Origin of the sequence: Rubrivivax sp. JA1026, from assembly GCF_011065555.1 — a bacterium.
GTDB lineage: Bacteria > Pseudomonadota > Gammaproteobacteria > Burkholderiales > Burkholderiaceae_C > Rubrivivax > Rubrivivax benzoatilyticus.
Map to the genome: position 1 here is coordinate 120025 of NZ_JAALCQ010000008.1, position 21948 is coordinate 141972.

The 21948-nt window shown below is 69.1% G+C and carries 21 protein-coding genes, 2 pseudogenes and 1 riboswitch; of the genes and pseudogenes, 11 read left to right on the forward strand and 12 right to left on the reverse strand.

The features are described from left to right. Positions 1 to 17 precede the first annotated feature (17 nt). Positions 18 to 866, forward strand: coding sequence for a 3-methyl-2-oxobutanoate hydroxymethyltransferase (gene panB, locus G5B56_RS14305; RefSeq protein ID WP_164963639.1), 849 nt, complete (start codon positions 18 to 20; stop codon positions 864 to 866). Positions 867 to 873: 7 nt separating this feature from the next. Further along, positions 874 to 1719 carry a pantoate--beta-alanine ligase gene (gene panC / locus G5B56_RS14310; protein ID WP_164963640.1) on the forward strand — a complete coding sequence of 282 codons (846 nt, stop codon included), beginning with the start codon at positions 874 to 876 and terminating at the stop codon, positions 1717 to 1719. 292 nt (positions 1720 to 2011) lie between these two features. Here panC and G5B56_RS14315 read toward each other — a convergent pair whose 3' ends face one another. Next, positions 2012 to 2578, reverse strand: coding sequence for an acetate uptake transporter (locus tag G5B56_RS14315; RefSeq protein WP_164963641.1), 567 nt, complete (start codon positions 2576 to 2578; stop codon positions 2012 to 2014). A gap of 322 nt (positions 2579 to 2900) precedes the next feature. On the opposite strand from G5B56_RS14315, the gene G5B56_RS14320 reads away from it, so the two are divergent. Both G5B56_RS14320 and G5B56_RS14325 read left to right on the forward strand, forming a co-directional pair. After that, positions 2901 to 3500, forward strand: coding sequence for an FMN-dependent NADH-azoreductase (locus tag G5B56_RS14320; RefSeq protein WP_164963642.1), 600 nt, complete (start codon positions 2901 to 2903; stop codon positions 3498 to 3500). A 52-nt stretch (positions 3501 to 3552) separates the two neighbouring features. After that, positions 3553 to 4047: an acyl-CoA thioesterase gene (locus tag G5B56_RS14325; protein WP_029718892.1), complete on the forward strand. Its 495-nt coding sequence runs from the start codon at positions 3553 to 3555 to the stop codon at positions 4045 to 4047. A gap of 24 nt (positions 4048 to 4071) precedes the next feature. On the opposite strand, the gene G5B56_RS14330 is transcribed toward G5B56_RS14325, so the two are convergent. Beyond that, complete coding sequence (locus G5B56_RS14330; RefSeq protein WP_164963643.1) at positions 4072 to 5091, reverse strand: CysB family HTH-type transcriptional regulator; 1020 nt, start codon at positions 5089 to 5091, stop codon at positions 4072 to 4074. 179 nt (positions 5092 to 5270) lie between these two features. Between G5B56_RS14330 and G5B56_RS14335 the strand changes: the two genes are divergently transcribed. From G5B56_RS14335 to G5B56_RS14350, 4 genes are all read left to right on the forward strand, one after another. Continuing rightward, positions 5271 to 6182 (forward strand): flagellin, encoded by a 912-nt coding sequence (locus G5B56_RS14335; protein ID WP_164963644.1) that lies wholly within the window; start codon positions 5271 to 5273, stop codon positions 6180 to 6182. A gap of 118 nt (positions 6183 to 6300) precedes the next feature. Continuing rightward, a complete protein-coding gene (locus tag G5B56_RS14340; RefSeq protein ID WP_164963645.1) occupies positions 6301 to 8220 on the forward strand; it encodes a tetratricopeptide repeat protein in 1920 nt (639 codons plus the stop codon). 14 nt (positions 8221 to 8234) lie between these two features. Continuing rightward, positions 8235 to 9428, forward strand: a complete 1194-nt coding sequence (locus tag G5B56_RS14345; protein WP_164963646.1) for an HD-GYP domain-containing protein — start codon at positions 8235 to 8237, stop codon at positions 9426 to 9428. Positions 9429 to 9832: 404 nt separating this feature from the next. After that, positions 9833 to 10783, forward strand: a complete 951-nt coding sequence (locus G5B56_RS14350) for a hypothetical protein (protein ID WP_164963647.1) — start codon at positions 9833 to 9835, stop codon at positions 10781 to 10783. A gap of 80 nt (positions 10784 to 10863) precedes the next feature. Here the strand turns inward: G5B56_RS14350 and G5B56_RS14355 are convergent, their stop codons facing one another. Then, the gene (locus G5B56_RS14355) at positions 10864 to 11604 is read right to left on the reverse strand and encodes a hypothetical protein (protein WP_240920823.1); all 741 of its coding nucleotides are present in this window, start codon (positions 11602 to 11604) and stop codon (positions 10864 to 10866) included. Between the two features lie 57 nt (positions 11605 to 11661). After that, positions 11662 to 11940: pseudogene (locus tag G5B56_RS19905) on the reverse strand (hypothetical protein); the annotation flags it as partial. On the opposite strand from G5B56_RS19905, the gene G5B56_RS19805 reads away from it, so the two are divergent. Further along, complete coding sequence (locus G5B56_RS19805) at positions 11874 to 12761, forward strand: hypothetical protein (protein ID WP_206023534.1); 888 nt, start codon at positions 11874 to 11876, stop codon at positions 12759 to 12761. The pseudogene G5B56_RS19905 and the gene G5B56_RS19805 overlap by 67 nt on opposite strands. A 305-nt stretch (positions 12762 to 13066) precedes the next feature. Here the strand turns inward: G5B56_RS19805 and G5B56_RS14365 are convergent. Beyond that, a pseudogene (locus G5B56_RS14365) lies at positions 13067 to 13270 on the reverse strand (IS110 family transposase); the annotation flags it as partial. Positions 13271 to 13527: 257 nt separating this feature from the next. Between G5B56_RS14365 and G5B56_RS14370 the strand changes: the two are divergent. Beyond that, the gene (locus G5B56_RS14370) at positions 13528 to 14433 is read left to right on the forward strand and encodes a hypothetical protein (RefSeq protein ID WP_206023528.1); all 906 of its coding nucleotides are present in this window, start codon (positions 13528 to 13530) and stop codon (positions 14431 to 14433) included. On the opposite strand, the gene G5B56_RS14375 is transcribed toward G5B56_RS14370, so the two are convergent. The 7 genes from G5B56_RS14375 to G5B56_RS14405 are packed head-to-tail and all read right to left on the reverse strand — an operon-like array spanning position 14414 to position 20670. After that, positions 14414 to 16513: a flagellar biosynthesis protein FlhA gene (locus tag G5B56_RS14375; RefSeq protein ID WP_164963650.1), complete on the reverse strand. Its 2100-nt coding sequence runs from the start codon at positions 16511 to 16513 to the stop codon at positions 14414 to 14416. The genes G5B56_RS14370 and G5B56_RS14375 overlap by 20 nt on opposite strands. Then, positions 16510 to 17649 carry a flagellar biosynthesis protein FlhB gene (locus tag G5B56_RS14380; protein ID WP_164963651.1) on the reverse strand — a complete coding sequence of 380 codons (1140 nt, stop codon included), beginning with the start codon at positions 17647 to 17649 and terminating at the stop codon, positions 16510 to 16512. The genes G5B56_RS14375 and G5B56_RS14380 overlap by 4 nt, the downstream gene beginning before the upstream one ends. Then, positions 17642 to 18421, reverse strand: coding sequence for a flagellar biosynthetic protein FliR (locus tag G5B56_RS14385; protein ID WP_164963652.1), 780 nt, complete (start codon positions 18419 to 18421; stop codon positions 17642 to 17644). Before G5B56_RS14385 ends, G5B56_RS14380 begins: the two co-directional genes overlap by 8 nt. A 14-nt stretch (positions 18422 to 18435) precedes the next feature. Next, on the reverse strand, positions 18436 to 18708 hold the full coding sequence (gene fliQ, locus G5B56_RS14390) for a flagellar biosynthesis protein FliQ (protein ID WP_164963653.1): 273 nt from the start codon (positions 18706 to 18708) through the stop codon (positions 18436 to 18438). Positions 18709 to 18719: 11 nt separating this feature from the next. Next, positions 18720 to 19493 (reverse strand): flagellar type III secretion system pore protein FliP, encoded by a 774-nt coding sequence (fliP, locus tag G5B56_RS14395; RefSeq protein WP_164963654.1) that lies wholly within the window; start codon positions 19491 to 19493, stop codon positions 18720 to 18722. Beyond that, entirely contained in the window at positions 19490 to 19828 is a 339-nt protein-coding gene (locus G5B56_RS14400; protein ID WP_164963655.1) for a FliM/FliN family flagellar motor switch protein, read from the reverse strand. Before G5B56_RS14400 ends, fliP begins: the two co-directional genes overlap by 4 nt. Before the next feature lie 11 nt (positions 19829 to 19839). Further along, positions 19840 to 20670 (reverse strand): FliM/FliN family flagellar motor switch protein, encoded by an 831-nt coding sequence (locus G5B56_RS14405; protein WP_164963656.1) that lies wholly within the window; start codon positions 20668 to 20670, stop codon positions 19840 to 19842. A gap of 349 nt (positions 20671 to 21019) precedes the next feature. Then, positions 21020 to 21114, forward strand: a riboswitch (cyclic di-GMP riboswitch). A 498-nt stretch (positions 21115 to 21612) separates the two neighbouring features. Here G5B56_RS14405 and G5B56_RS14410 point away from each other — a divergent pair. Continuing rightward, positions 21613 to 21948, forward strand: a complete 336-nt coding sequence (locus G5B56_RS14410) for a flagellar hook-basal body complex protein FliE (protein ID WP_164963657.1) — start codon at positions 21613 to 21615, stop codon at positions 21946 to 21948.

A 21948-nucleotide genomic window follows, 5' to 3' on the forward strand; every position in this document is an offset into this window, starting at 1 on the left:
CGCGGGCCGCCCACGCCATGAGCGTCCACGTCACCGACACCCCCGCCGGGGCTTCGCGCCCGCGCCTGAATCTCGTGCGCCTGCGCGAGATGGCCGCGCGCGACGAGCCGATCGCGATGCTGACCTGCTACGAGGCCACGCTCGCCCGCCTGGTCGACGCCGCCGGCGTCGACGTCGTGCTCGTCGGCGACTCGCTGGGCAACGTCGTCCAGGGCCGCTCCAGCACGCTGCCGGTGGACCTGGGCCACATGGCGTATCACACCGAATGCGTGGCGCGCGGGCTGTCCTCGGCCTGGCTGATCGGCGACCTGCCGTTCGGCAGCTACGAAGCCTCGCCGCAGCAGGCGCTGGCGTCGGCGATCACGCTGATGCGTGCCGGCGCGCAGATGGTCAAGCTCGAAGGCGGCGGGCCGATGGTCGAGACGGTGCGTTTCCTCGTCGACCGCGGCATCCCGGTCTGCGCCCACCTGGGGCTGACGCCGCAGCGGGTGCACGCGCTGGGCGGCTTCCGTGTCCAGGGCCGCGATGCCGCGGGCGCCGAGACGCTGGTCGCCGAGGCCCGGGCGATGGCCGAGGCCGGTGCGGCGATGCTGGTGCTGGAGCTGGTGCCGTCGGCCGTCGCGCGCCAGGTGCGTGCCGCCGCGCCCGGGCTGATCACGATCGGCATCGGCGCCGGGCCCGACACCCACGGCCAGGTGCTGGTGCTGCACGACATGCTGGGCTGGACGCCGGGCCGCCGCCCGCGTTTCGTGCACGACTTCAGCCGCGACGGCGAGCACACGCGCAGCGTGCAGGACGCCGCCGCCGCCTACGTCGCCGAGGTCAAGGCCCGGCGTTTCCCCGACCCCGTGCAGCACGGCTACTGAGTCCCCGATGAAGACGATCCACACCATCGCCGAGCTGCGCGCCGCGCTCGCCGGCCAGACGCGCACGGCCTTCGTGCCGACGATGGGCAACCTGCACGACGGCCACCTCGCGCTGGTGCGCCAGGCGGCGACGCTGGGCGGCCCGGTCGTGGCCAGCGTCTTCGTCAACCGGCTGCAGTTCCTGCCGCACGAGGACTTCGACCGTTATCCACGCACGCTGGCGCGCGACGCCGAGCTGCTGGCCGGTGCCGGCTGCGACCTGCTGTTCGCGCCCGACGAGGCCGAGCTCTATCCCGAGCCCCAGGTCTACCGCGTGGCACCGCCGGCGGCGCTGGCCGACATCCTCGAAGGCGAGTTCCGGCCGGGCTTCTTCGGCGGCGTCTGCACCGTCGTGATGAAGCTCTTCGGCATCGTGCAGCCGGCGGTCGCGGTCTTCGGCCGCAAGGACTACCAGCAGTGGCGTGTCATCGACGCGATGGCGCGCCAGTTCGCGCTGCCGACGCAGGTCGTCGCCGGCGAGACGGTGCGTGCCGCCGACGGCCTGGCGCTGAGCTCGCGCAACGGCTACCTGAACGAGGCCGAACGTGCCGAGGCGCCGGCGCTGGCCGCGGCGCTGCATTCGCTGGCCGGGGCTGCACGCCGTGCGGCCGACCCGGCGGCGCTGGCCGCCGCCGAAGCCGCTGCCGCCGCCGCGCTGCGCGAGCGCGGCTGGGCGCCGGACTACCTGACGGTGCGTCGGCGCGAGACGCTGCTGCCGCCCGACGCCGCGGCGCTGTCCGCCGGTGCGCCGCTGGTGGCGCTGGCCGCCGCGCGACTCGGCGCGACCCGCCTCATCGACAACCTGGAGTTCTGAGGCCGGACGTGCAGGGCCGGAAGGCCCTGCACGCCTGCCGAAGGCCGGAGCGCGATTTCACGCGCGACGGCTGGGGCCGGACGTGCAAAGCCGGAAGGCCTTGCACGCCTGCCGAAGGCCGGAGCGCGATTTCACGCGCGACGGCTGAGGCCGGACATGCAGGGCCGGAAGGCCTTGCACGCCTGCCGAAGGCCGGAGCGCGATTTCACGCGCGCCCGGCTTTTCTCCGGGGGCGTCGCTTTGAATATTCCGCGGCGCTCCCGGGATATTCATCGGCGGGGTTCGGAGATTTTCACGCGCCGATCGGCAGGATACTCCGGTGATACTGCGCGTGGAGCACCTCGGCCATCGCCAGGTAGATCGCCGAGAGGCCGCAGACGATGCCCTCGAAGCCGGCGATCGTGCCGATCAGCGTCGAGCCCGTGAAGTCGCGCGCGGCGAGCAGCGCGAACAGCAGCGTCAGGCTGCCGAAGACGAACTGCAGCGCGCGGTTGCTGCGCCAGGTGCCGACCCACATCCAGGCCGTGAACACGCCCCACATCACCAGGTACCAGCCCATGTAGCCCTCGGGCGTGGCATCGGCCCAGCCGAGCTTGGGCAGCACGATCAGGGCGACCAGCGAGAGCCAGAAGAAGCCGTAGCTGACGAAGGCGGTGAGGCCGAAGGTGTTGCCTTTGCGGAACTCCAGGATGCCGGCGACGATCTGCGCGGCGCCGCCGTAGCACAGGCCCATGGCGAGCACCATGGCGCTCATCGGGAAGAAGCCCGCGTTGTGGATGTTGAGCAGGACGGTGGTCATGCCGAAGCCCATCAGGCCGAGCGGCGCAGGGTTGGCGAATTGATCGGTGGAAGCAGACATGCGAGCCCTCGCGGAGGCCGGGTAAAAAGGCTCGCGACTGTATCAGGGTAAACCCTTTATCTTGATATCCGAGAGGCCCGCTGCGAGATTCTCCGAGAGCATTATCGGGATATTCGATGAACGAATCGTCGACAGTGCCGGACGGGTCTGCGATCCATTCAAAAAGTTGCAACAGAGGCGTCGAGGCAGGCGAACGGCGCAACCGCGCGAGGCGCCCAGAATGGCTGCCATACCGAAAGCGTCTCTCGCGATCGCCGCTCAAGGAGTGTGTGCAAATCGATCGAACGGCGCCGCCGGCCCGACTTCCCTACAGGACTGCACGATGAAGATCCTCCAGATCAATGCCAGCGCCCGCCGTGAAGGCGCCAACTCGACCCGTGTCGCCCACGACGTCGTCGCCCGCCTGCGTGCTTCGCACCTGGATGCCGAACTGACCGTTCGCGACCTGGCCGCCGACCCGCTGCCGGTGCTCGACGAAGCGGCGCTCGGCGCGCTGTTCACGCCGGCCGAGGCGCGCACGCCGGAGCAGGCCGCACGGGTGGCCGTGGCCGACGCCGCCGTCGCCGAACTGCAGGCCCATGACGTGATCGTGCTCGGCGTGCCGATGTACAACTTCGGCGTGCCGGTGCAGTTCAAGAACTGGATCGACGCCGTGGCCCGTGCCGGCATCACCTTCCGCTACACGGCCACCGGCCCCGAGGGCCTGGTGAAGGGCAAGAAGGTCATCGTCGCGCTGGCCCGCGGCGGCATCTACCGCGACACGCCGGCCGACTCGCAGGTGCCGTACCTGAAGTCGGTGCTCGGCTTCCTCGGCATGACCGATGTGCGTTTCGTCTACGCCGAAGGCCTGAACATGGGCCCCGAGGCCGCCGCACGCGGCTTCGAGCAGGCGCAAGCCGACATCGAGGCCGCGCTGGCATGATCGTCCGCGGCGGTGCGTGCCGCCGCAGACTTTCACCGAGGACCCCGTGACGATCGCCTTGCCCGCCCATGAACTGCAGATGACGGTGCTGATGACCCCGGACACCGCCAACTTCTCGGGCAAGGTGCACGGCGGGGTCATCCTGCGCCACCTCGACCAGGTGGCCTACGCCTGCGCCGCGCGCTACGCCGGGCGCTACGTCGTCACGCTGAGCGTCGACCAGGTGATGTTCCGCCAGCCGATCCAGGTCGGTGAACTCGTCACCTTCCTCGCCTCGGTCAACCACACCGGCCGCTCGTCGATGGAGATCGGCATCAAGGTGCTGGCCGAGGACATCCGCGCCGGCGTCGTGCGCCACGTCAACAGCTGCTTCTTCACGATGGTCGCGGTCGACGACGGTGGCCAGCCGGTGGCCGTGCCGGCGCTGGAGCCGCGCACGCCCGACCAGAAGCGCCGCCACGCCGCGGCCGAGATGCGCCGCGCGATGCGCCGCGAGATGGAAGCCAAGGCCGCCGCGATCCACGAGGCGCACGCCCGCGGCGAGTGACGCCGCCGCGGCGGTGGCGGCCGTTCAGCCGCCGGTGACGGCGTCGGCCGGCGCGCTGCGCCAGGCGTTGGGCGGCGGCGGCTCGGGCGACAGCTCCAGCGGCTGGCCGTGCGGCGTGGCCAGCGCCCGGTCGACGAGGCCGCGCGACAGCGGCGACGCGAAGGTCTGGATGAAGTCGTAGGCGTAGTCGCGCAGGTAGGTGCCGCGGCGCACCGCCAGCCGCGTCGTGTTGACCTCGAAGAGATGGCGCACGTCGATCGCGTGCAGGCCCTGGTCGCGCGCCGGGTCGTAGGCGATCGAGGCGATGATGCCGACGCCCAGGCCGAGCTCGACATAGGTCTTCACGACGTCGGCGTCCATCGCCGCGAGCACGATCTCGCGGGCGAGGCCTTCGCGCTCGAAGGCTTCGTCGATGTGGCGCCGGCCGGTGTAGCCGGGTTCGTAGGTGACCAGCGGGAACTGCGCCAGGCGTTCGAGCGTCAGGCGCTCGCCGCGCCGGTCCTCGTCGGCCAGCGCGTGGCCTTGCGGCACGACGACGACGTGGCTCCAGCGGTAGCAGGGCAGGGCGACGAGCTCCTCGTAGTCGGCCAGCGCCTCGGTGGCGACGCCGATGTCGGCCTCGCCGTCGATCAGCCAGCGCGCGATCTGGCGCGGCGAACCCTGGTTCAGGTGCAGCGTGACCTGCGGGTTGGCGGCCAGGAAGTCGCGCACCACCGGCGGCAGCGCGTAGCGGGCCTGCGAGTGCGTCGCCGCCACCGTCAGCGTGCCGCTGCCGGCGCGTGCGAAGTCGGCGCCGGCGCGCCTGAGGTTGTCGGCCTCGGCGAGCAGGCGCTCGATGATCGGCAGCGCCACCTTGCCCGGCTCGGTGAGCCCGGTCAGGCGCTTGCCGACGCGCACGAAGAGGTCGACGCCGAGCTCGTCCTCGAGCTCGCGCACCTGGCGGCTGACGCCGGGCTGCGAGGTGTGCAGCACCTCGGCGACCGAGGTGAGGTTGAAGCGTTGCCGGACGGCTTCGCGGACGGCGCGGAGTTGCTGGAAGTTCACGCTGCCGATGGTGACCCTTCGGGCGGAGCGCACGAACGAATAGATTCGCCGACCCTCATTCGCTGAGTGAATAAGCGATGGCGTGCATGCGCCGCTTAAGAAATTCGGCGGCCTGTCGCCCTGTGGTGACGAGACCGAGGCGCAACGCTCTCGGATCACCACCCCACCGGAGCACCGTCATGCTGAGCCTTCACACCAACGCCGCGTCTCTGTCCACGCAGAACTCCGTCGGCAACACCCAGCGTTCGCTGGCCTCGTCGATGTCCAAGCTGGGCACCGGCTATCGCATCAACTCTGCGATGGACGACGCCGCGGGCCTGCAGATCGCCACCCGCCTCGACGCCCAGACGCGCGGCATGGCCGTCGCCCAGAAGAACACGCAGAACGGCATCTCGATGATGCAGACCGCCGAAGGCGCGTTCGCCGAGACGACCAGCATCCTGCTGCGCATGAAGGACCTGGCGACCGAAGCCGCCAACGGCTCGTCGACCGCCGACGACAAGACCGCGATGCAGTCGGAATACGACGCGCTGGGCCGTGAACTGACCAACATCATCAAGAACACCTCGTTCGGCGGCCAGAAGCTGTTCGGCGTCGGTGCCGACGCCGCGGCCGTCACCGGCGGCACGAGCACGCTGGGCAAGGGCGCCGGCGTCACGTTCCAGATCGGCGCCAGCGCCGCTGAAACGATGACCGTCAACGTCTCCGAAGCGCTGGCCGAGCTGACCGCCGACGACGGCAGCCTGGGTCTGGCCGCCACGACCTTCATGACCACCGCTGACGCGACGACGGTCGGCACCGAGCTGACCGCCTCCGCCAACGCGACGATCACGAAGCTGGACACGGCGCTCGCCGACGTCGGCACCGTGCGCTCGGCGCTGGGCGCGGCGTCCAACCGCCTCGACCACGTCTACAACAACCTGTCGAACATGAGCACCAACACGCAGGCCGCCAAGAGCCGCATCATGGACGTCGACTACGCCAGCGAGACCGCCAACATGACCTCGCGTCAGCTGCTGCTGCAGGCCGGCACCTCGATGCTCAAGCAGAGCGGCAGCATGTCGCAGCTCGCCCTGTCGCTGCTGAACTGAGCCTGACGTGCGGCGCGCCGCCGCCGCACGCATCACCAGGGCCGACCGGCATCGCCGGCCGGCCCTCTTGCCGTCCACCGGCCGCGGCCGGCACGGCTCTTCGTCGAGGAGCAGGCGCATGGCGCTGCAGGATGTTCGCCGCAACGACCGGTACGACACGAACTGGCGCGCCAGCGTCGCGGCCGTTGGCGCCGGCCGCTGGGGCGAGGCCGAACGGGGCTTCCAGCGCGCCGTGCAGGCGGCTCCTGGGGCCAACGCCGCCTGGCTGTATCTGGCACGCACGCAGCTGCAGCTGGGCAAGCTCGACAGCGCGGTCGCCGCAGCGCGCCGCGCGCTGGCGCTGAAGCCCGGCGACACCCTGGGGGCGATGTTGCTCGCCGAGTGCCTGACGCGCCGCCACCGCCATGTCGAGGCCGCCGAGGTGCTGGAATCTGCGCTCGCGGCGGCGCCGGCGACGTCCGAGCTGCTGTCGGCACTCGGCAGCGCGCTGCTGTTGGCGCAGCGGCCGCAGGAGGCGATCACCCGGCTGATCCAGGCCAGCATGCTGAGCCCGGGCGACGCGCTGCTGCACTACCGCCTGGGGCTGGCCTTCAAGCGCCTGGGCGCCGAGAGCCAGGCTTCGATCTGTTTCCGTACCGCGCTGTCGGTCGACCACGATGGTGACATCGCGCCGCTGGCGCTGCCGCTGCTCGTCAGCTCCAGCCAGCAGAGCTGCGACTGGAGCGAACTGGAGCGCGACGGCGCGGCGCTGCTCGCGCTGCTCGACGGCGCCAGTGTCGAGCGCGGCGGCGAGATTTCGCCGTTCTCGCTGCTGGCGCTGCCCAGCAGCCGTGCCCAGCAACGCCGGGCCGGCGCGTTGCACACGCGCCACCTGCTGCAGGGCGTCAGCCCTTCTCTGCCGCCGCCGGGCGTGCGCCGTCCGGGGCGCGTGCGTGTCGGCTACCTGTCCTCCGACTTCCACAACCACGCCACGGCGCTGTTGATGGTCGGCCTGCTCGAGAGCCGCGACCGCGAGCGTTTCGAGGTCTTCGCCTACACCCACAGCGCCGCCGACGGCAGCGCGCTGCAGCAGCGCCTGCTGGCCGCTTGCGACCACGTCGTCGACGTCGCGAGCATGTGCGACGCCGAGGTCGCCGCACGCATGCGCCGCGACGGCGTGGACATCGGCGTCGACCTCAAGGGCCACACGCGCGGCACGCGCATGACGGTGTTCGCGCACCGGCCGGCGCCGGTGCAGGTGTCCTATCTCGGCTACCCGGGCAGCACCGGCGCCGACTTCCTGGACTACGTCATCGGCGACCCGATCGTCACGCCGCTGGCGCACGCCGAGGACTACAGCGAGTGCATCGCCCAGATGCCGCACTGCTACCAGCCCAACGACGACCGCCGCGCGCTGCCGCCGGCGCCGCCGCGTGCCGGTCTCGGCCTGCCCGAGGACGCGCTGGTGCTGTGCTGCTTCAACCAGAGCTACAAGATCACGCCCGAGATGCTGGCGCTGTGGGCGCGCGTGCTGCACGAGCTGCCGCAAGCGGTGCTGTGGCTGCTGGCCTGGAACGCCGACGGCCAGCGCCGGCTGCTGGCCGCGCTGGAGGCGCTCGGCATCGGCGCCGAACGTGTGGTCTTCGCCGAACGTCTGCCGGTCGACCAGCACATCGCGCGGCTGCGCGCCGCCGATCTGTTCCTCGATACCTGGCCCTACAACGCGCACACGACGGCCAGCGAGGCCTTGTGGGCCGCGGTGCCGGTGCTGACGGTGCCGGGCGAAACCTTCGCCTCGCGTGTCGCCGCCAGCCTCGTCGCCGCCTGCGGCCTGCCCGAACTGGCCTGCGCCGACGCCGAGGCCTACGTGCGCACGGCCGTCGAACTCGGCCGCTCGCCCGAGCGCCTGCAGGCGCTGCGCTGCCATCTGGATGCGCGGCGTGCCGGCCTGGCGCTGTTCGACACCGAGCGCTACACGCGCGACTACGAGGCGCTGCTGCTGCGCATGCACCAGCGCCGGCTGCAGGGCCTGGCGCCGGCGGCGCTGCCCGCGGCCTGAGGAGCGCGCCGGCGGTGCTCAAGGAGATCGCGGTCGCCGACCTGCGTGTCGGCATGTTCGTGCACAAGATCTGCGGCTCGTGGATCGACCACCCGTTCTGGCGCACGCGTTTCGCGCTGCGCGAGGCCGAGGACGTCGCCAAGCTGCGCAGCAGCGGCGTCGAACGCGTGCTGATCGACCTGGAGCGCGGCGTCGACGTGCTGCCGGCGCTGGTGCCGGTCGACGAGCCGCTGCCCGACGCGACGCCGGAGCCCGCGCCGCCGCCGCAGCCGCCGCGTGTCGGCCGCGACTACGTGCAGGCCGCGGCGCTGTGCCGGCGCAGCCTGGCGCCGCTGCGTTCGCTGCACGACAGCGTGCGCCTGGGGCGCGCGGTGGCCACCGAGGCCTGCGAGCATCTGGTCGACGAGATCGTCGACTCGGTCGAGTACGAGCCGACGCTGCTCGTCGCCGTCGCCCGGCTGAAGGCCGCCGACGAGTACCTGTACCTGCACGCGCTGGCGGTGTCGGCGCTGATGGTCGCGCTGGGCCGGCAGATGGGGCTGCAGACACCGCAGCTGCGCGAAGCCGCGCTCGCCGGGCTGCTGCTGGACATCGGCAAGGCGCGGCTGCCGTCGGAGCTGCTGACGCGCCCGGCGCGGCTGCAAGGCGACGAGCTGGCGCTGATGCGCCGCCACGCCGAGATCGGCCACGCGCTGCTGTCGCGCCTGGAGGGCGTGCCGCGCAGCGTGCTGGACGCCGTGCGCCACCACCACGAGCGCCTGGACGGCAGCGGCTACCCCGACCGGCTGCGCGGCGAGGCCATCCCGGCCTTCGCGCGCATGGCCGCAGTCTGCGACGCCTACGACGCCGTGACCTCGCGCCGCCCCTATCGCGCACCTTGGGACCCGGGGCTGGCGATGCGCCATCTGGCGCAGTCGCCGCGCGAGTTCGACGCGGTGATCGTGCAGCACTTCGTCAAGGCGGTCGGCATCTATCCGACCGGCACGCTGCTGCGGCTGAAGTCCGAGCGCCTGGCGGTCGTCGTCGGCCGCGGGGCCTCGCTGCTGACGCCGCGTGTGCGGGTCTTCTATTCGGTCGACGAACGCCATGCGATCGAGCCCTTCGATCTCGACCTGTCCGACCCGCGCTGCGAGGACGCCGTCGCCGGCATCGAGCCACCGGAGGCCTGGCGTTTCCCGGGGCTGGAGCAGCTCTGGCTGCGTGGGTGATCGGCGTTTTGGCCTAGGTCTTGCGGGCATGCACGCATCGGCGCGTGCCGCGGTCGCCGGGTGGCCGGTTCCGTTCATGTCCCCCGGCCCGGCAAGCCGAGCCTCCTCCTGATACTCACTCCACCGGCCACCCGGCGCCCGCGGCAGGGCGGTGCTGGGGCTGTTCGCTCGGGGGTGGTGGGCTTCCCCCCGAAGGCGGGCGGTGGGCTTGGCGGCGGACGTGGGGCGGCTCAGACTCATCTGTAACCGACGCCGCTTTCGGCGTCATTTTTACGCCTGCGGAGAGGGGCGCTCGGCGACGGAAATCTCAAGCGCGACAAGAACTTGAGCCTTCGTCCGAGGTGCTTGTTACGCGAGCGTTGGATATGTTATGCGGCGTCTGGTTGCTGCATATAACAATAGCCATGAACGACGACATCATGAAATACGAACTTCCTGCGAAAATTACTGGATATTTTCCAGAGGCACTATCAATCCTCACTTCGATAGAGGATTCAGCTGTATTTCATGAAGACCACAACCTTAGCCACCCAGGCGACCTTTTCTTGCTAACCTTCAATGATGTAATAGAGTGCGCCCATCGCCTCGCTACGAGAGTTAACTGCGAAGTTGAAAATATTCGAATCACACGCCATATCGAAGACGAGAAAATTGACGCCATAAGAATCGAGGTGTTTAGCTTTCTTTTCTACTGCGCGAATTTCATCGAGTCATGCCAGTCAATAATAAAGTCTCTATTCAAGGATGGAGGCAAGGACAAGGCTTTTACGCGTGCCGCTCGCGAGTTCACAGACAACACACGGTCATACAGAGAGCAAATTTCAAAAATAATTAATCTCATCAAACACCAACATCGCAGGATTAGACCGTTCTCATTTTCATGGGAGAACAATCTGATTGTTGGGTATTTCGTGGAGGGGCTTCTTGCCCCAAATGTCCTTGGCCCCGACCCACAAGTTCACAAACAACACAACGGCCTAAACACCGGCATATCTATCAACAGAGACATACCGTATCACTTGGTTAATGTATATTTTGCTTCAGCTTGCTTAGCTTCGGTCGTAAAGAAATACGCAAAAATCACAACCAAATCGCATCCCAATCTCTCTGGCGACCATGTAGAAAAATGCCTTGAAGAGGTTTCAAAGCTAAAACTCATCCTGCTTCCAGATGAATTCACAAAAGAACTTCCCACAATTACAAATAAAAGCGAAGGAAAGTTTTGCCTTGAAATGCCAAGCAAGAAAACGCCGCATAATGCAAAACCTCATCCAGCGACCGTTTCACTAAATGCGAGAATTGGCATTTCAAACCGATCTTTTGCGCCCCTGTACATGCTGCCCCAAAATGGCTAACAATTCCGTCGAGAGGGACCGCCCACAAGCTGCGCTTGTGGGTTCCCTTCGCGGCTTCGCCGCTGCGGCGGCCCCTCACGTCAAACGTTGAGGCTGTAGCAAAACCCTGTTTTGCAGCCCCGAACACAAAACGGCGCCTCTTCAGGCGCCGTTTTGTTGGCGAAGCCGGTTCTTCCGATCAAGCTGCCGAAATCGACTCCGAGGCGGTTATCACGGCGGTAGCCGCCCCGAGCCCGGAGAAGGGCCTCGCTTCGGGCCTTCACCCCGTCCCGTACCCCGCCTTGGCCAACTTCTCGATGTTGTGCGGTGACGACGGTGTCCGCGCTCATGTGCGCCTGCGCGGCGCGCACCGCCGGCAGCAGCAGCGCCTGCTCCGAGCCCGTGCCGTGGGCCTGGGCGTCGACGATGACCTGGTGCTCGGCGTCCACCGTCGCCACGCCGCAGTAGCCCTGGATGACGCCCTTGTCGGTGGCCATCTTGGCCGAGTCGTTGTCGGTGACGTTGCTCTTGCGCACGGCGCCTCTGGCGCCGGTCTTGTCGTGGCGGTGTTCGGCCAGGAAGCGCGTGATGCGCTGGGCCTCGTGCGCCAGCGTCTCGATGTGGCGTTGCTCGCGCACGGGCAGCGTCGGCTCCGGGGCGCCGTCGGCCGCCTGGTGACGGCGCAGCATCGCCTGCGCTGCGTCCAGCATCTTGCTTGCGCGCTGGGCCAGTTCCGAGCGCGTGCCGCTGTGGCGCTTGCTCGCGTTGCCGGGCAGCTTGACGCCGTCGATGGCAAACATCTGCCGGCCGATGAGCCCCTGCGCGTCGCAGACCAGCAGCACGCGCTGGAAGACCTCGGCGATGGGCTCGGCCAGGCGCGAGACGAAGCGCGCGATGGTCGTGAAGTGCGGCGCGTCCGTGCCGCACAGGGCGATGAAGGTGACGTGGCGCTCGCAGGCCGAGGCGATGGTGCGGCTGGAGACCAGGCCGCGGGAGTGCCCAGCAACACGACCTTGAGCAGCACGGCCGGCGAGACCGCAGGCGCTCCCGTCTCGTTGTTGCGATAGAAGGCGTCGAACGCGTCCAGCGGCACCGCGCCGGAGTCGACCAGGTGGTTGAGCGCGAACTCGAAGGAGCCGGGCAGCAACTGCTCGGCCAGCACCACCGGCAGAAAACACGGCTGGTTGTCGACGGGGCGGTATCGGGCCATCGCGGTGACGGTCGGGAGGATGACGGCAGAGCTTGCAAGCCTCATGCCCCGTCGATAGGCTGCGGCGAACACAGGACGCCGAGGGAGGCGCATGAAGAGACAGATCAACGGCGCTGGTGCGGCATGCCCCGCCGGTCAGGCCGGCTGCCGCCGTGGCGGGGTGTTTCTACAGCTTCGTTAGGCGTCGCAGAGCATGCACTTGCTCGATTTCTTCATTTGCAACAGATGACCCCGACTATCAAGCGACTTCTCGCCTTCGCCGCCATCGCCGCAGCCCCCCTCCTGCTCTTTGGCTCATACGCTGCTTTCGTCTTCTGCGTCTTTGGCGTCACGTGGAGGGACGACCTTGGAAAATTCGGCGACAGCTTCGGGGCCGTGAACGCGCTCTTTACCGGGCTGACTTTTGCCGGTCTTCTGATTACGATACTTCAGCAACGCGAAGAGATTGCGTTGCAGCATCGAGAACTGGTCGATAGTCGCAAGCAGTTTGAACGCTCTGCAAACGCCCAAGAAACCGCCGCGAAGTTCACGGCCTTCTCTGAGCTCTTGGCCCAGTATCAGCATGAAATACACGCACTTGAGCTGCGTCACGCCGACTTCAAGGCGAAACGACAGGAGGCCGTCGCCCGCGGCGCTACCGCGGCAAACCTCCTGGCAGCAGTTGAGCCCTCACCATGGGAACCTCGCCTGAACGCGCTTTACGAGAAGCGCTCCAGCATCATCGAGTCGCTTGAAGCGTTCTTGGCCGCCAACTCAGGTCAGGAAGGCACAACTGCCGGCGACGCCTAACCCCTCTACAGGGACTTCCCGCCGAGTCAACGCATGATGGCTCCGGTCATTCGTCTTCCTGTAATGGCGTGTGCCACGATGCTGCATCGGCACAGGGAACAGACTGCACATCTACAGACGGCCTTGTTGCACGGGGTGCCCGTGCGGGCCCAGATACGAACCGCTCGGCGGGGCTCCATTCGCTCGTCGTCGACGCCTGTGGCGCGACATTGGGTTAGCCGAGTTTGCCCGCCGCCGGTCTGACCTGTGTGATGCATCTACTGGCGCACGCCTGGAGGAAATCGGTGCGGTCGGGGCCGACCGCGTCAGCAGGCGGCGGCCGCGCCGCCGGGTTTGCTGCTGACGTGGTCGGGATCGAAGCGCTGGCCCTTGGCGAGCACCGCCCTGAGGATGCGGGCGTTCTTGTTGGCCATGGCCACGACCGCCTTCTGCCAGCCCACGCGCGCGGTGAGCTGCACCAGCCATCGCGAGATGCGGTCGTCGCGTTTGTGCGCGGTCATGACGCCGCCCGCGAGCCCCAAGAAGGCCCTCGCTTCAGGCCGTAACCTCCCACCAAAGCCCCGGCGGCCCGCTCTTGCGCCGTTGCTCGCGGACGTGTTGCCTTGCTTGGTTCGTGAGCTTTGGCTGTGAGGGTTGGCCGGCGGTCGGAGGTCACAGCGAGCCACGGCCGCCGGGCGGCAGGAGACGTCGCAGGGTTTAAGCCGCATAGCCGGCAGGTCGCCCTCAATCGGTGCGCGGGACAGACCCGCAGCTCGCAGAGGTGGATATGTCCTGGTCCCGGCTGAGCGCCGTCGCTCCGATCGCCTTCGACGCCGCCGCTCTGCGGGGCCGCGAAGCGCCGGCCGCCGCTGCTGCGCTGGCCGGTGCCGTGACCCCACCGCTGCCGACGGCGTCCACGATGCCGGGCGTGCAGCCGGCGATCGTCGAACTGCCGCAAGGCGTGGTCGTCGGCGACGTGCTGAGCTTCGAGGTCGTCGAGACCGGCGCGAGGCTGCGCCTGGCCGCCCGCGGCGCGATGCCGGGCGCGACACCGCCGGGCTGGCAATTCGACCCGCTGGCCCTGAGCCAGGTGCGTGGTGCCGCGCCGGACGACGCCGCGGCGCTGGCCGTGGCCTGGCGCGCCGGCATCGCCCAGCGCCTGCGGTTTGCCGCCGGCGAGGCGCCCGGGGCGCTGGCCGCGCCGCAGCCGCCGCTGCCGCCGTGGCCGGCGACGTGGCTGGGTCTTCCGCTGGCGCTGACGATCCCTCTGCCCACGGACGGAGAGGACGCGGCGCCCCCGCCGCCGGGACTGCGGCGCGCGCCGGCCCTGCTGCTCGTCGTCGACCTGCCGCGGCTGGGGCGTGTCGCGGCGCATCTGCAGCTCGGTGTCGGCGGGCTGTGGCTGGGGCTGGCCTGCGTGCGGCGCGAGACGCTGCCGGCACTCAAACGAGCGCTGCCGGCGCTGGCCGCGGGCCTGCGCGACGCCGGCATCGTGCTGCTGCGCTGCCGCGTGCAGGTTGGCGGCCTGGCCGCCGGCGCCGGTGCGGTGCCGGTCGGCGTGCTGCCGGTGGGTTCGCTGCTGCCGCCGTCGCTGTTCGCCGCGGCGACCGAGGTCGTGCTGGCGCTGGTGCAGGCCGATGCCGGTGCCGCCGACGGCGACGGGGTCGGGAGGCTCAGCCGAGAGTCCCGATGACGCTGACCTCCCGCGACTCCGGGATCTCGTTGTACGACAGCACCGCCAGCCCGGGCGCGAACAGCCGCGCGTAGCGCGCCAGCAGCGGCCGGATCTGCGGCATCACCAGCAGCACCGGCGCGGCGGCGAGCTGCTTCATCTGCTCCAGCACCATCGGCATGTGCGTCTGCAGCTGCGACAGCAGCTTCGGGTCGACCGGGAAGTTGTCCAGCGCGACCTTGGCGCCACCCTGACGGGCATTGTTCAGTGCGCCCAGCAGCAAGTTCTCCAGGTCCGCGCCGAGGCTGAAGGCGCGCATCGTCGGCCCCGGGCCGGCAATGGCGTTGACGATCTGCCGGCGCAGCGTGCAACGCACCTCGGCGGCCAGCAGCACCGGGTCCTTGGTCGTCTCGGCGTTCTCCAGCAGCGTCGTGGCGATCGGCACGATGTCCTTGATCGACACGTTCTCGGCCAGCAGCAGCCGGAACACCTTCAGCAGCTGGCTGTGCGTGTAGGCCTTCTCCAGCGCCGCGGCGAGCTTGGGTGCCAGCGCGCCGCAGCGTTCGACCAGCGCCGGCACGTCCTCGTGGCGCAGCAGCTCGCCGAGGTGGTCGCGCACGAGCTTGGAGACGTGCGTCGCGACGACGCCGGCCGGCTCGACGACCTGGTAGCCCAGGCCCAGCGCATGGGCCTTCTGCTCGGGCTCGATCCAGGTCACCGGCAGCTGGTAGGCCGGCTCGATGCCGGGCACGCCGTCGAGCTCGCCGTAGGTCTGCGGCGAGGGCAGGGCCATCAGCCGGTCGGGCACGATCTCGGCGGTCGCGATCGGCGTGCCGCCCAGCAGCACCGCGTACTGCGTCGGCCGCAGCGACAGGTCGTCGCGTGCGCCCAGGCGCGGCAGCACCAGGCCGAGCTGCTCGCTCATCGTCTGGCGCACGCCCTTGAGCCGCTTGGCCAGCGGCGCGCCCTGCGCCGGGTCGACCAGCGCCGCGAGGCGATAGCCGACGGTCACCGACACCGGCTCGACCACCGGCAGCGAGGGCCAGTCGATCTCGGCCTCGCGCTCGGCGACGAGGGCTTCCTCCACCGCCTTGGCGGTGTCGTCGGCCGGGGCCACCACCGAGCGGCGCGCCATGCGCCAGGCGACGAAGCCCAGCACGGCGGCGAAGCCGACGAAGGTCGGCCAGGGCATGCCGGGGATCGCGGCCAGCGCCAGCATCACGCCGGCGGCGCCGTACAGCACCGGCGGCGAGGCCAGCAGCTGGCGGCCGATCTGCTGCTCGACGTCGCCCGAGTCGCTGACGCGCGTGACGATGATCGCCGCCGCCGCCGACAGCAGCAGCGCCGGGATCTGCGCCACGAGGCCGTCGCCGATCGTCAGCAGCGCGTAGGTGCGGAAGGCTTCGGCCAGCGGCAGGCCGTGCATCCAGGCGCCGATGGCGACGCCGCCGATCATGTTGATCAGCAGGATCAGGATGCCGGCGATGGCGTCGCCGCGCACGAACTTCGACGCGCCGTCCATCGCGCCGTAGAAGTCGGCCTCCGAGCCGACCTCGCGCCGCCGCGCCTGCGCCTTCTCCTGGTTGATCAGGCCGGCGTTCAGGTCGGCGTCGATCGCCATCTGCTTGCCCGGCAGCGCGTCCAGCGTGAACCGCGCCGAGACCTCGGAGATGCGTTCGGCGCCCTTCGTCACGACGACGAAGTTGATGATCATCAGGATCACGAAGACGACGATGCCGACGACGAAGTTGCCGCCGATGACGACGTTGCCGAAGCTCTCGATGACGCGGCCGGCGGCGTGCGTGCCCTCGTGGCCGTTGAGCAGCACGACGCGCGTCGAGGCGACGTTGAGCGTCAGCCGCATCAGCGTCGTCGTCAGGATGATCGTCGGGAAGACGGCGAAGTCCAGCGGCCGCTGCGTCGTCACCGCGACCAGCACGACGATCACCGCGAGCACGATGTTGAACGTGAACAGCACGTCCAGCAGCAGCGGCGGCAGCGGCAGCACGACCATCGCCAGGATGGCCAGCAGGAAGACCGGCGCGGCGAGGCGGTTGCGCTTGAGCGCGGCCAGCAGGGTCTGGGTGGGGGTGTTGCTCATCGGGTCGGGGTCTCGGCCAGGTGCGGCGGCACCGGCAGGTCGTCGGGCAGTTCGGGGCGGCGCACGCGGCGGCCGTCGCGGAAGGCCTGCAGCTGCATCACGTAGCCCAGCACCAGCGCCACGGCGCGGTACAGCGCCGCCGGCACCTGCTGGTTCACCTGGCTGGTGTGGTAGATCGCACGGGCCAGCGGCGGCGCCTCGACGACCTGCACGCCGTGTTCGGCGGCGACGCGGCGGATGTACAGCGCCATCTCGTCGACGCCCTTGGCGACGACGAAGGGCGCCTGGGCGCGGCGTTCGTCGTACTTCAGCGCCACGGCGTAGTGCTCGGGGTTGACGATCACCGCGTCGGCGCCGGGCACGGCCTTGCGCACGCTGCGCTGCGCGAACTGGCGCTGCAGCTGGCGGATGCGCTGGCGCACCTCGGGCCGACCTTCGGTGGTCTTGTGCTCTTCCTTCACCTCCTGCTTGCTCATGCGCTGCTGGCGGCGGAAGAGGAAGGTCTGCAGCGGCAGGTCGATCAGCGCGAAGAGCACGAAGACCGCGACCAGCGCCAGGATGCCGCCGCGAGCCAGCGCCAGGCCGTCGGCGAGCGCGCGGTCCAGCGTCATGCCCTGCAGCCGCAGGTAGTCCTCGGGCGCGGTGCTGGCGACGTGCCAGAGCACGGCCACCAGCGCCAGCGTCTTCAGCAGCGAGCCGGCGAACTCGGCCCAGTGGCGCGCGCCGAACAGCCGGCCCAGGTTGCTCGCCGGGTTCAGGCGCTCGGGCTTGGGCTCCAGGTTCTTCGAGCTCGCCACCCAGCCGCCGGGCACCAGGCCGGCGACGACCGCCAGCAGCGGCACCGCCACCAGCGGCAGCACCATCTTCAGCAGCAGCAGGATCGAGGTCTTGAACAGCGTCGACCAGGTCTCGGCGAGCGCGCCGTCGCCGTCCAGCGGCACGAAGGCGGCGCCGAACAGCAGGCGGAAGTCGGCCAGGTAACCCGGCAGCAGCATCACGAAGACCTGCAGCCCGACGACGATGCCGGCGGCCGTCGCCCAGTCGCGCGAGCGCGGCACCTGGCCCTGCTCGCGGGCCTTGCGCAGCTTCTGCGGCGTGGCCTTCTCGGTCTTGTCGCCGGTGCTGTTGTCAGCCATGGCGGGTCCTCAGGCCGTGTTCGATCAGGTCGAGCACACGCTGCATCATCGCCAGGTAGTGCTCGGGCAGGTGGCGCACCAGCGCCACCAGCATCAGCAGGCCGAAGCAGGTGACGACGGCGAAACCCAGCGAGTACAGGTTCAGTGCCGGCGAGACGCGGTTCAGCAGGCCCAGGCCGATCTGCACGACCAGCGCCGCCAACACCAGCGGCAGCGCCAGCAGCATCGCCGCCGAGAACACCCAGGCCACGGCCAGCGGCAGCGCCTGCAGCGACAGCCCGGCCAGCCCGCCGCCCACCGGCCAGGCCTTGAAGCTGGCGCCGGCGACACCAGCGACGACGAGGTGGCCGTCGATGGCAAAGAAGACCAGGATGCCGAGCACGTGCAGCAGGCTGGAGACGACGTCGGAGGACTCGCCGTTCATCGGGTCGTTCATCACCGCCATCGCCAGGCCGATCTGCGACGACGCCAGGTAGCCCAGCATCGCCAGCACCGCGGTGACGAGGTGGAAGGCCAGCCCCAGCACCACGCCGATGAGCACCTGCTCGAAGGTCGCGGCGACGCCGGCCAGCGAGAACGGGTCGATCGGCTGGGCCGGCGTGGCGATCGGCAGCAGCACCACCGCCATCACCAGCGACAGCAGCACGCGCACGGTCAGCGGCAGCATCGCGTCGCCGAGGATCGCGGTGGCCGCCAGGAACGCGAGCACGCGGCAGAAGGGCCACCAGAGCTGGCCGATCAGGTCCAGCCACTGGCCGTAGATTGCCTCCATCGTCTCGTGCGTCCTCAGCCCACCAGCGTCGCCGCGCGCTGGAAGACCGAGATGCAGAAGTCCATCATCGAGCCGACCAGCCAGCGCCCGGCCAACGCGATGACGAGCAGCGTCGCCAGCAGCCGCGGCAGGAAGCTCAGCGTCTGCTCGTTGATCTGCGTCGCGGCCTGGAACAGCGCCACCAACAGGCCGACCAGCAACCCGGGCACGACCAGCACCGCGACCATGCGTGTCACCAGGCCCAGCGCCTCGCTGACGAGGTCGGCGGCGATCTCCGGGGTCATCATCGCCGCCGCTCCTAGAACCTCTGGATGCTGGTGACCAGCGTGTCCACGGTCAGCGTCCAGCCGTCGACGAGCACGAACAGCAGCAGCTTCAGCGGCAGCGAGATCACGAGCGGCGACAGCATCATCATGCCCATCGCCATCAGCAGCGAGGACACGACGAGATCGATGACCAGGAAGGGGATGAACAACATGCAGCCGATCTGGAACGCGGTCTTCAGCTCGCTGAGCACGAAGGCCGCGAGCTTGACGGTGAAGGCGTGTTCCTCGGGCTGGGCCACCGGCGGCTCGCCGGCCAGCCGCGAGATCTGCGCCAGCGCGGTCTTGCTGGTCTGCGCCAGCATGAAGGCCGACACCGGCTGCGCGGCGCGCTCCAGCGCCTCGCTCATGCCGATGCGCTCCTCGTCGTAGGGCACCAGCGCCTCGGTCCAGACCTTGTCGCCGACCGGGCGCATCACCAGGCAGGTGAGGATCAGCGCGACGCCGGTGATGATGCGGTTGGGCAGCCCCTGCTGCAGCCCCAGCGCCTGGCGCAGCAGCGCCAGCACGATGACGAAGCGCGTGAAGCTGGTCATCATCAGGACGAGCGCCGGCAGCAGCCCCAGCAGCGTCATCAGGATGACGACCTGGGTCTTCACCGTGAAGTCGGTGGTCGCGCCGCGGGTCGTCGTGCTGAGCACCGGCACGCCATTGGCCGCCAGCGCCGAGGCGCCGGCCACCAGCAGCCCGGCGGCCAGCGCCCAGCGCGCCGCGCGGCCCCAGCGCGGGGAGCCCGGGGTGAGGCTCATGCCTCGGGCAGCCCGAGATCCAGGTCCGAGACCTCGACGACCTTCAGCCCGTACTTGTCGCCGGTGACGACGACTTCGGCGCGGCCGATGGTCGTGCCGTTGACCTTGATCGTCAGCGGCTCGCCGGCCAGCGTGTCCAGCGGCACGACGCTGTCGGAGCGGATGCGGCTCAGCTCGTCCAGCGAGATGCGCGCCGAGCCGACTTCCAGCGTCAGCGTCACCGGGATCTTGCGCATCAGCTGCGCCAGCTTGCGCCTCGGCGCGGGCGCCTCGGGCACCGGGTCGGCGTCGAGGTCCAGCGTGTCCAGCGGGTCGATCGGAAGCGGTTCGCTCATCGTCGTGGCTTTCATTCGGAATCGGAGAAACAGGTCAGGCACAGCCGGCCGTCGTGCTCGGCGACGCGGGCCTTGAACAGGCGCAGGCCGTCGACCAGGGCGTCGGCCTCGCCGAGCGTGATCGGGAGCACGTCGCCGACCTTCAGCGCGGCGACGTCGGACAGCGGCAGCTGCTTCTCGAGCAGCTGGGCGACGAGCCGGAACTCCAGCCGCGTGGCCAGCGGTGCAACGGTGGCCTGGGCGCTGGACGGCAGCCGCTCGATGGCGAGCTGCGTCCACAGGCGCTCCAGCCACGACGGTGCCAGCGCGACACGCAGGCGCGCGGGCTCGTTCATGCCCGCCTCGGCGATCGTCGCGTCGAGCACCCAGGTGCCGCGTGCCGGTGCCGCGACCGGCACGCCGCCAGCCGGTCCGGCCATCGCCGCCGGCTCGGCGGCCAGACCGGCGTCCAGCCGTCGCGCTGCCAGGGCAGACCAGGCGGCACCGAGCTGCGCCGCAAGGCGCTCCTCGGTCGAGGTGGCCGTCGTGTCCTCGGCGGGCGCGTCGGTGCCGAAGCGTCGCGCCATCAGTGCCAGAAGCAGCCGGCGGTCGGCGCCACAGACCAGGCTGCCGCGCGCGAGTGCGAACGAGTGCCAGCCGCTGCCCTCGGCCTCCTGCTCGAGCCGCGCCAGCGAGGCCCCCAGCACCTCGAAGCCGCCGCGTTGCCGATGGTTGATCTGGCGCCTGAACCAACCGGAGAGGTCGGATTGCCAGCGCCGTGCGAACGCATCGAGCAGGTGCACGGGGCGTCCGAGCGAGGTCGCGTCGATTGGACGATGCGTGGGCGTGGCAGGTGCGGTCATGGGTTCATGGCGTGAATCGGGGTCATTGTAGAAATCTATGCGCCATTCGATGGATGCAAATGGGATGGAAAGCGGGCGCTTTCACCGTTCTTTCCGGAAGAGTCTCTCATCGGCTGCGGAGACGAAATGTTTAGATTTTTGTTGTGTGCTTCGAGTCGGTGTTGCGTCATTGATGCTTGGCTATTCGGTGCAAATCATAAATATCATTTGTGTCATTCATATCAATAAAAGAATTTGTTTTTATCGACGCAACGAGGGTGTCAAGAAATAAACAAGAGAACTAATTCACGTCGACACGGGTACGCCGGTGTTACGGGAGGAAACTTTCTCGGTCTTGCGCTTACGATGCAGCGCATCAGGGCACACCCGAGCGAAAGCCGGGGTCGCAAAGCTTCCGGCCTACCCGTCCCCCCACGAGGGACGCAGGGCAGCGGGGCCGCCGGGCGAAGCCGCCTCGCCGCACCTCCCCTCTCAGGTGCGGACTGGCTTGGTCCGTCCGTGGCGCGGTGCGCCATGGAGACCTCCTGCGACCGCGCGTGGCGTGCCGTTTCACGACCATGCCGATGTCAATTACGCGCCCCGAACCGTCCGTCGCCCCGCCTCGTGCGGTGCGCGGGATCGTGTGCGTTCGCGCCTCGACGGTCGGGACATCGGCAACGTTTGACGTGTCAAAGCCGGCCAGTTCGCCAGCTTGCGGGCGAGGATCGGTCGTTAACATCGTTCCTAATTCTTGTATTTTTCTCGTGCTGGAAAGCGGAATGGAAGACAGCCGCCGGCGCGTAAAACAACTCTAATGCGCGAAGGTCGTCAAGTTATCTGACGTCCTGCCGATAAGCGCATATCCCTGTATTTGAATTCGAAGAGGTCCAGCCGGCCAGGCCGCTGCATGGGCGAAATAAACGTCAGACGCCGGTGCTGTGCCGGTGAAACAAGGATGTGCGGATGTCGCAGATGTTGATGTCGGTCCTGGCTCAGGCCGACCGGATCGCCGGTGACGGCGCCGAGCTCGGCGCGGTGGCGGCCGTGGCGCCGGCGCGCGGCCCCGGGACGGACGCGGGCGCAGGCTTCGCTTCCAGCCTCAAAGACGTGCTTCAGGCTGTCGACGCCCAGGCACACGCCGCCTCGGAGCAGCTTGCCGCCGTCGACTCGGGCCGCTCCAACGACCTCGTCGGCGCGATGCTCGCCAGCCAGCAGGCCGACCTGTCGTTCTCGATGCTGCTGCAGGTGCGCAACAAGGTCGCCGGCGCGGTGGACGAACTGATCAAGCTGCAGCTCTGA

Coding starts and splice junctions, on each gene's coding strand:
- G5B56_RS14380 (WP_164963651.1), bottom strand. CDS start 17,649: ATGGCTGACAACAGCACCGGCGACAAGACCGAGAAGGCCACGCCGCAG.
- G5B56_RS14320 (WP_164963642.1), top strand. CDS start 2,901: ATGAAGATCCTCCAGATCAATGCCAGCGCCCGCCGTGAAGGCGCCAAC.
- panB (WP_164963639.1), top strand. CDS start 18: ATGAGCGTCCACGTCACCGACACCCCCGCCGGGGCTTCGCGCCCGCGC.
- G5B56_RS14400 (WP_164963655.1), bottom strand. CDS start 19,828: ATGAGCGAACCGCTTCCGATCGACCCGCTGGACACGCTGGACCTCGAC.
- G5B56_RS14405 (WP_164963656.1), bottom strand. CDS start 20,670: ATGACCGCACCTGCCACGCCCACGCATCGTCCAATCGACGCGACCTCG.
- G5B56_RS14335 (WP_164963644.1), top strand. CDS start 5,271: ATGCTGAGCCTTCACACCAACGCCGCGTCTCTGTCCACGCAGAACTCC.
- fliP (WP_164963654.1), bottom strand. CDS start 19,493: ATGAGCCTCACCCCGGGCTCCCCGCGCTGGGGCCGCGCGGCGCGCTGG.
- G5B56_RS14340 (WP_164963645.1), top strand. CDS start 6,301: ATGGCGCTGCAGGATGTTCGCCGCAACGACCGGTACGACACGAACTGG.
- G5B56_RS14375 (WP_164963650.1), bottom strand. CDS start 16,513: ATGAGCAACACCCCCACCCAGACCCTGCTGGCCGCGCTCAAGCGCAAC.
- G5B56_RS14370 (WP_206023528.1), top strand. CDS start 13,528: ATGTCCTGGTCCCGGCTGAGCGCCGTCGCTCCGATCGCCTTCGACGCC.
- G5B56_RS14410 (WP_164963657.1), top strand. CDS start 21,613: ATGTCGCAGATGTTGATGTCGGTCCTGGCTCAGGCCGACCGGATCGCC.
- G5B56_RS14350 (WP_164963647.1), top strand. CDS start 9,833: ATGAACGACGACATCATGAAATACGAACTTCCTGCGAAAATTACTGGA.
- G5B56_RS14315 (WP_164963641.1), bottom strand. CDS start 2,578: ATGTCTGCTTCCACCGATCAATTCGCCAACCCTGCGCCGCTCGGCCTG.
- panC (WP_164963640.1), top strand. CDS start 874: ATGAAGACGATCCACACCATCGCCGAGCTGCGCGCCGCGCTCGCCGGC.
- fliQ (WP_164963653.1), bottom strand. CDS start 18,708: ATGATGACCCCGGAGATCGCCGCCGACCTCGTCAGCGAGGCGCTGGGC.
- G5B56_RS14385 (WP_164963652.1), bottom strand. CDS start 18,421: ATGGAGGCAATCTACGGCCAGTGGCTGGACCTGATCGGCCAGCTCTGG.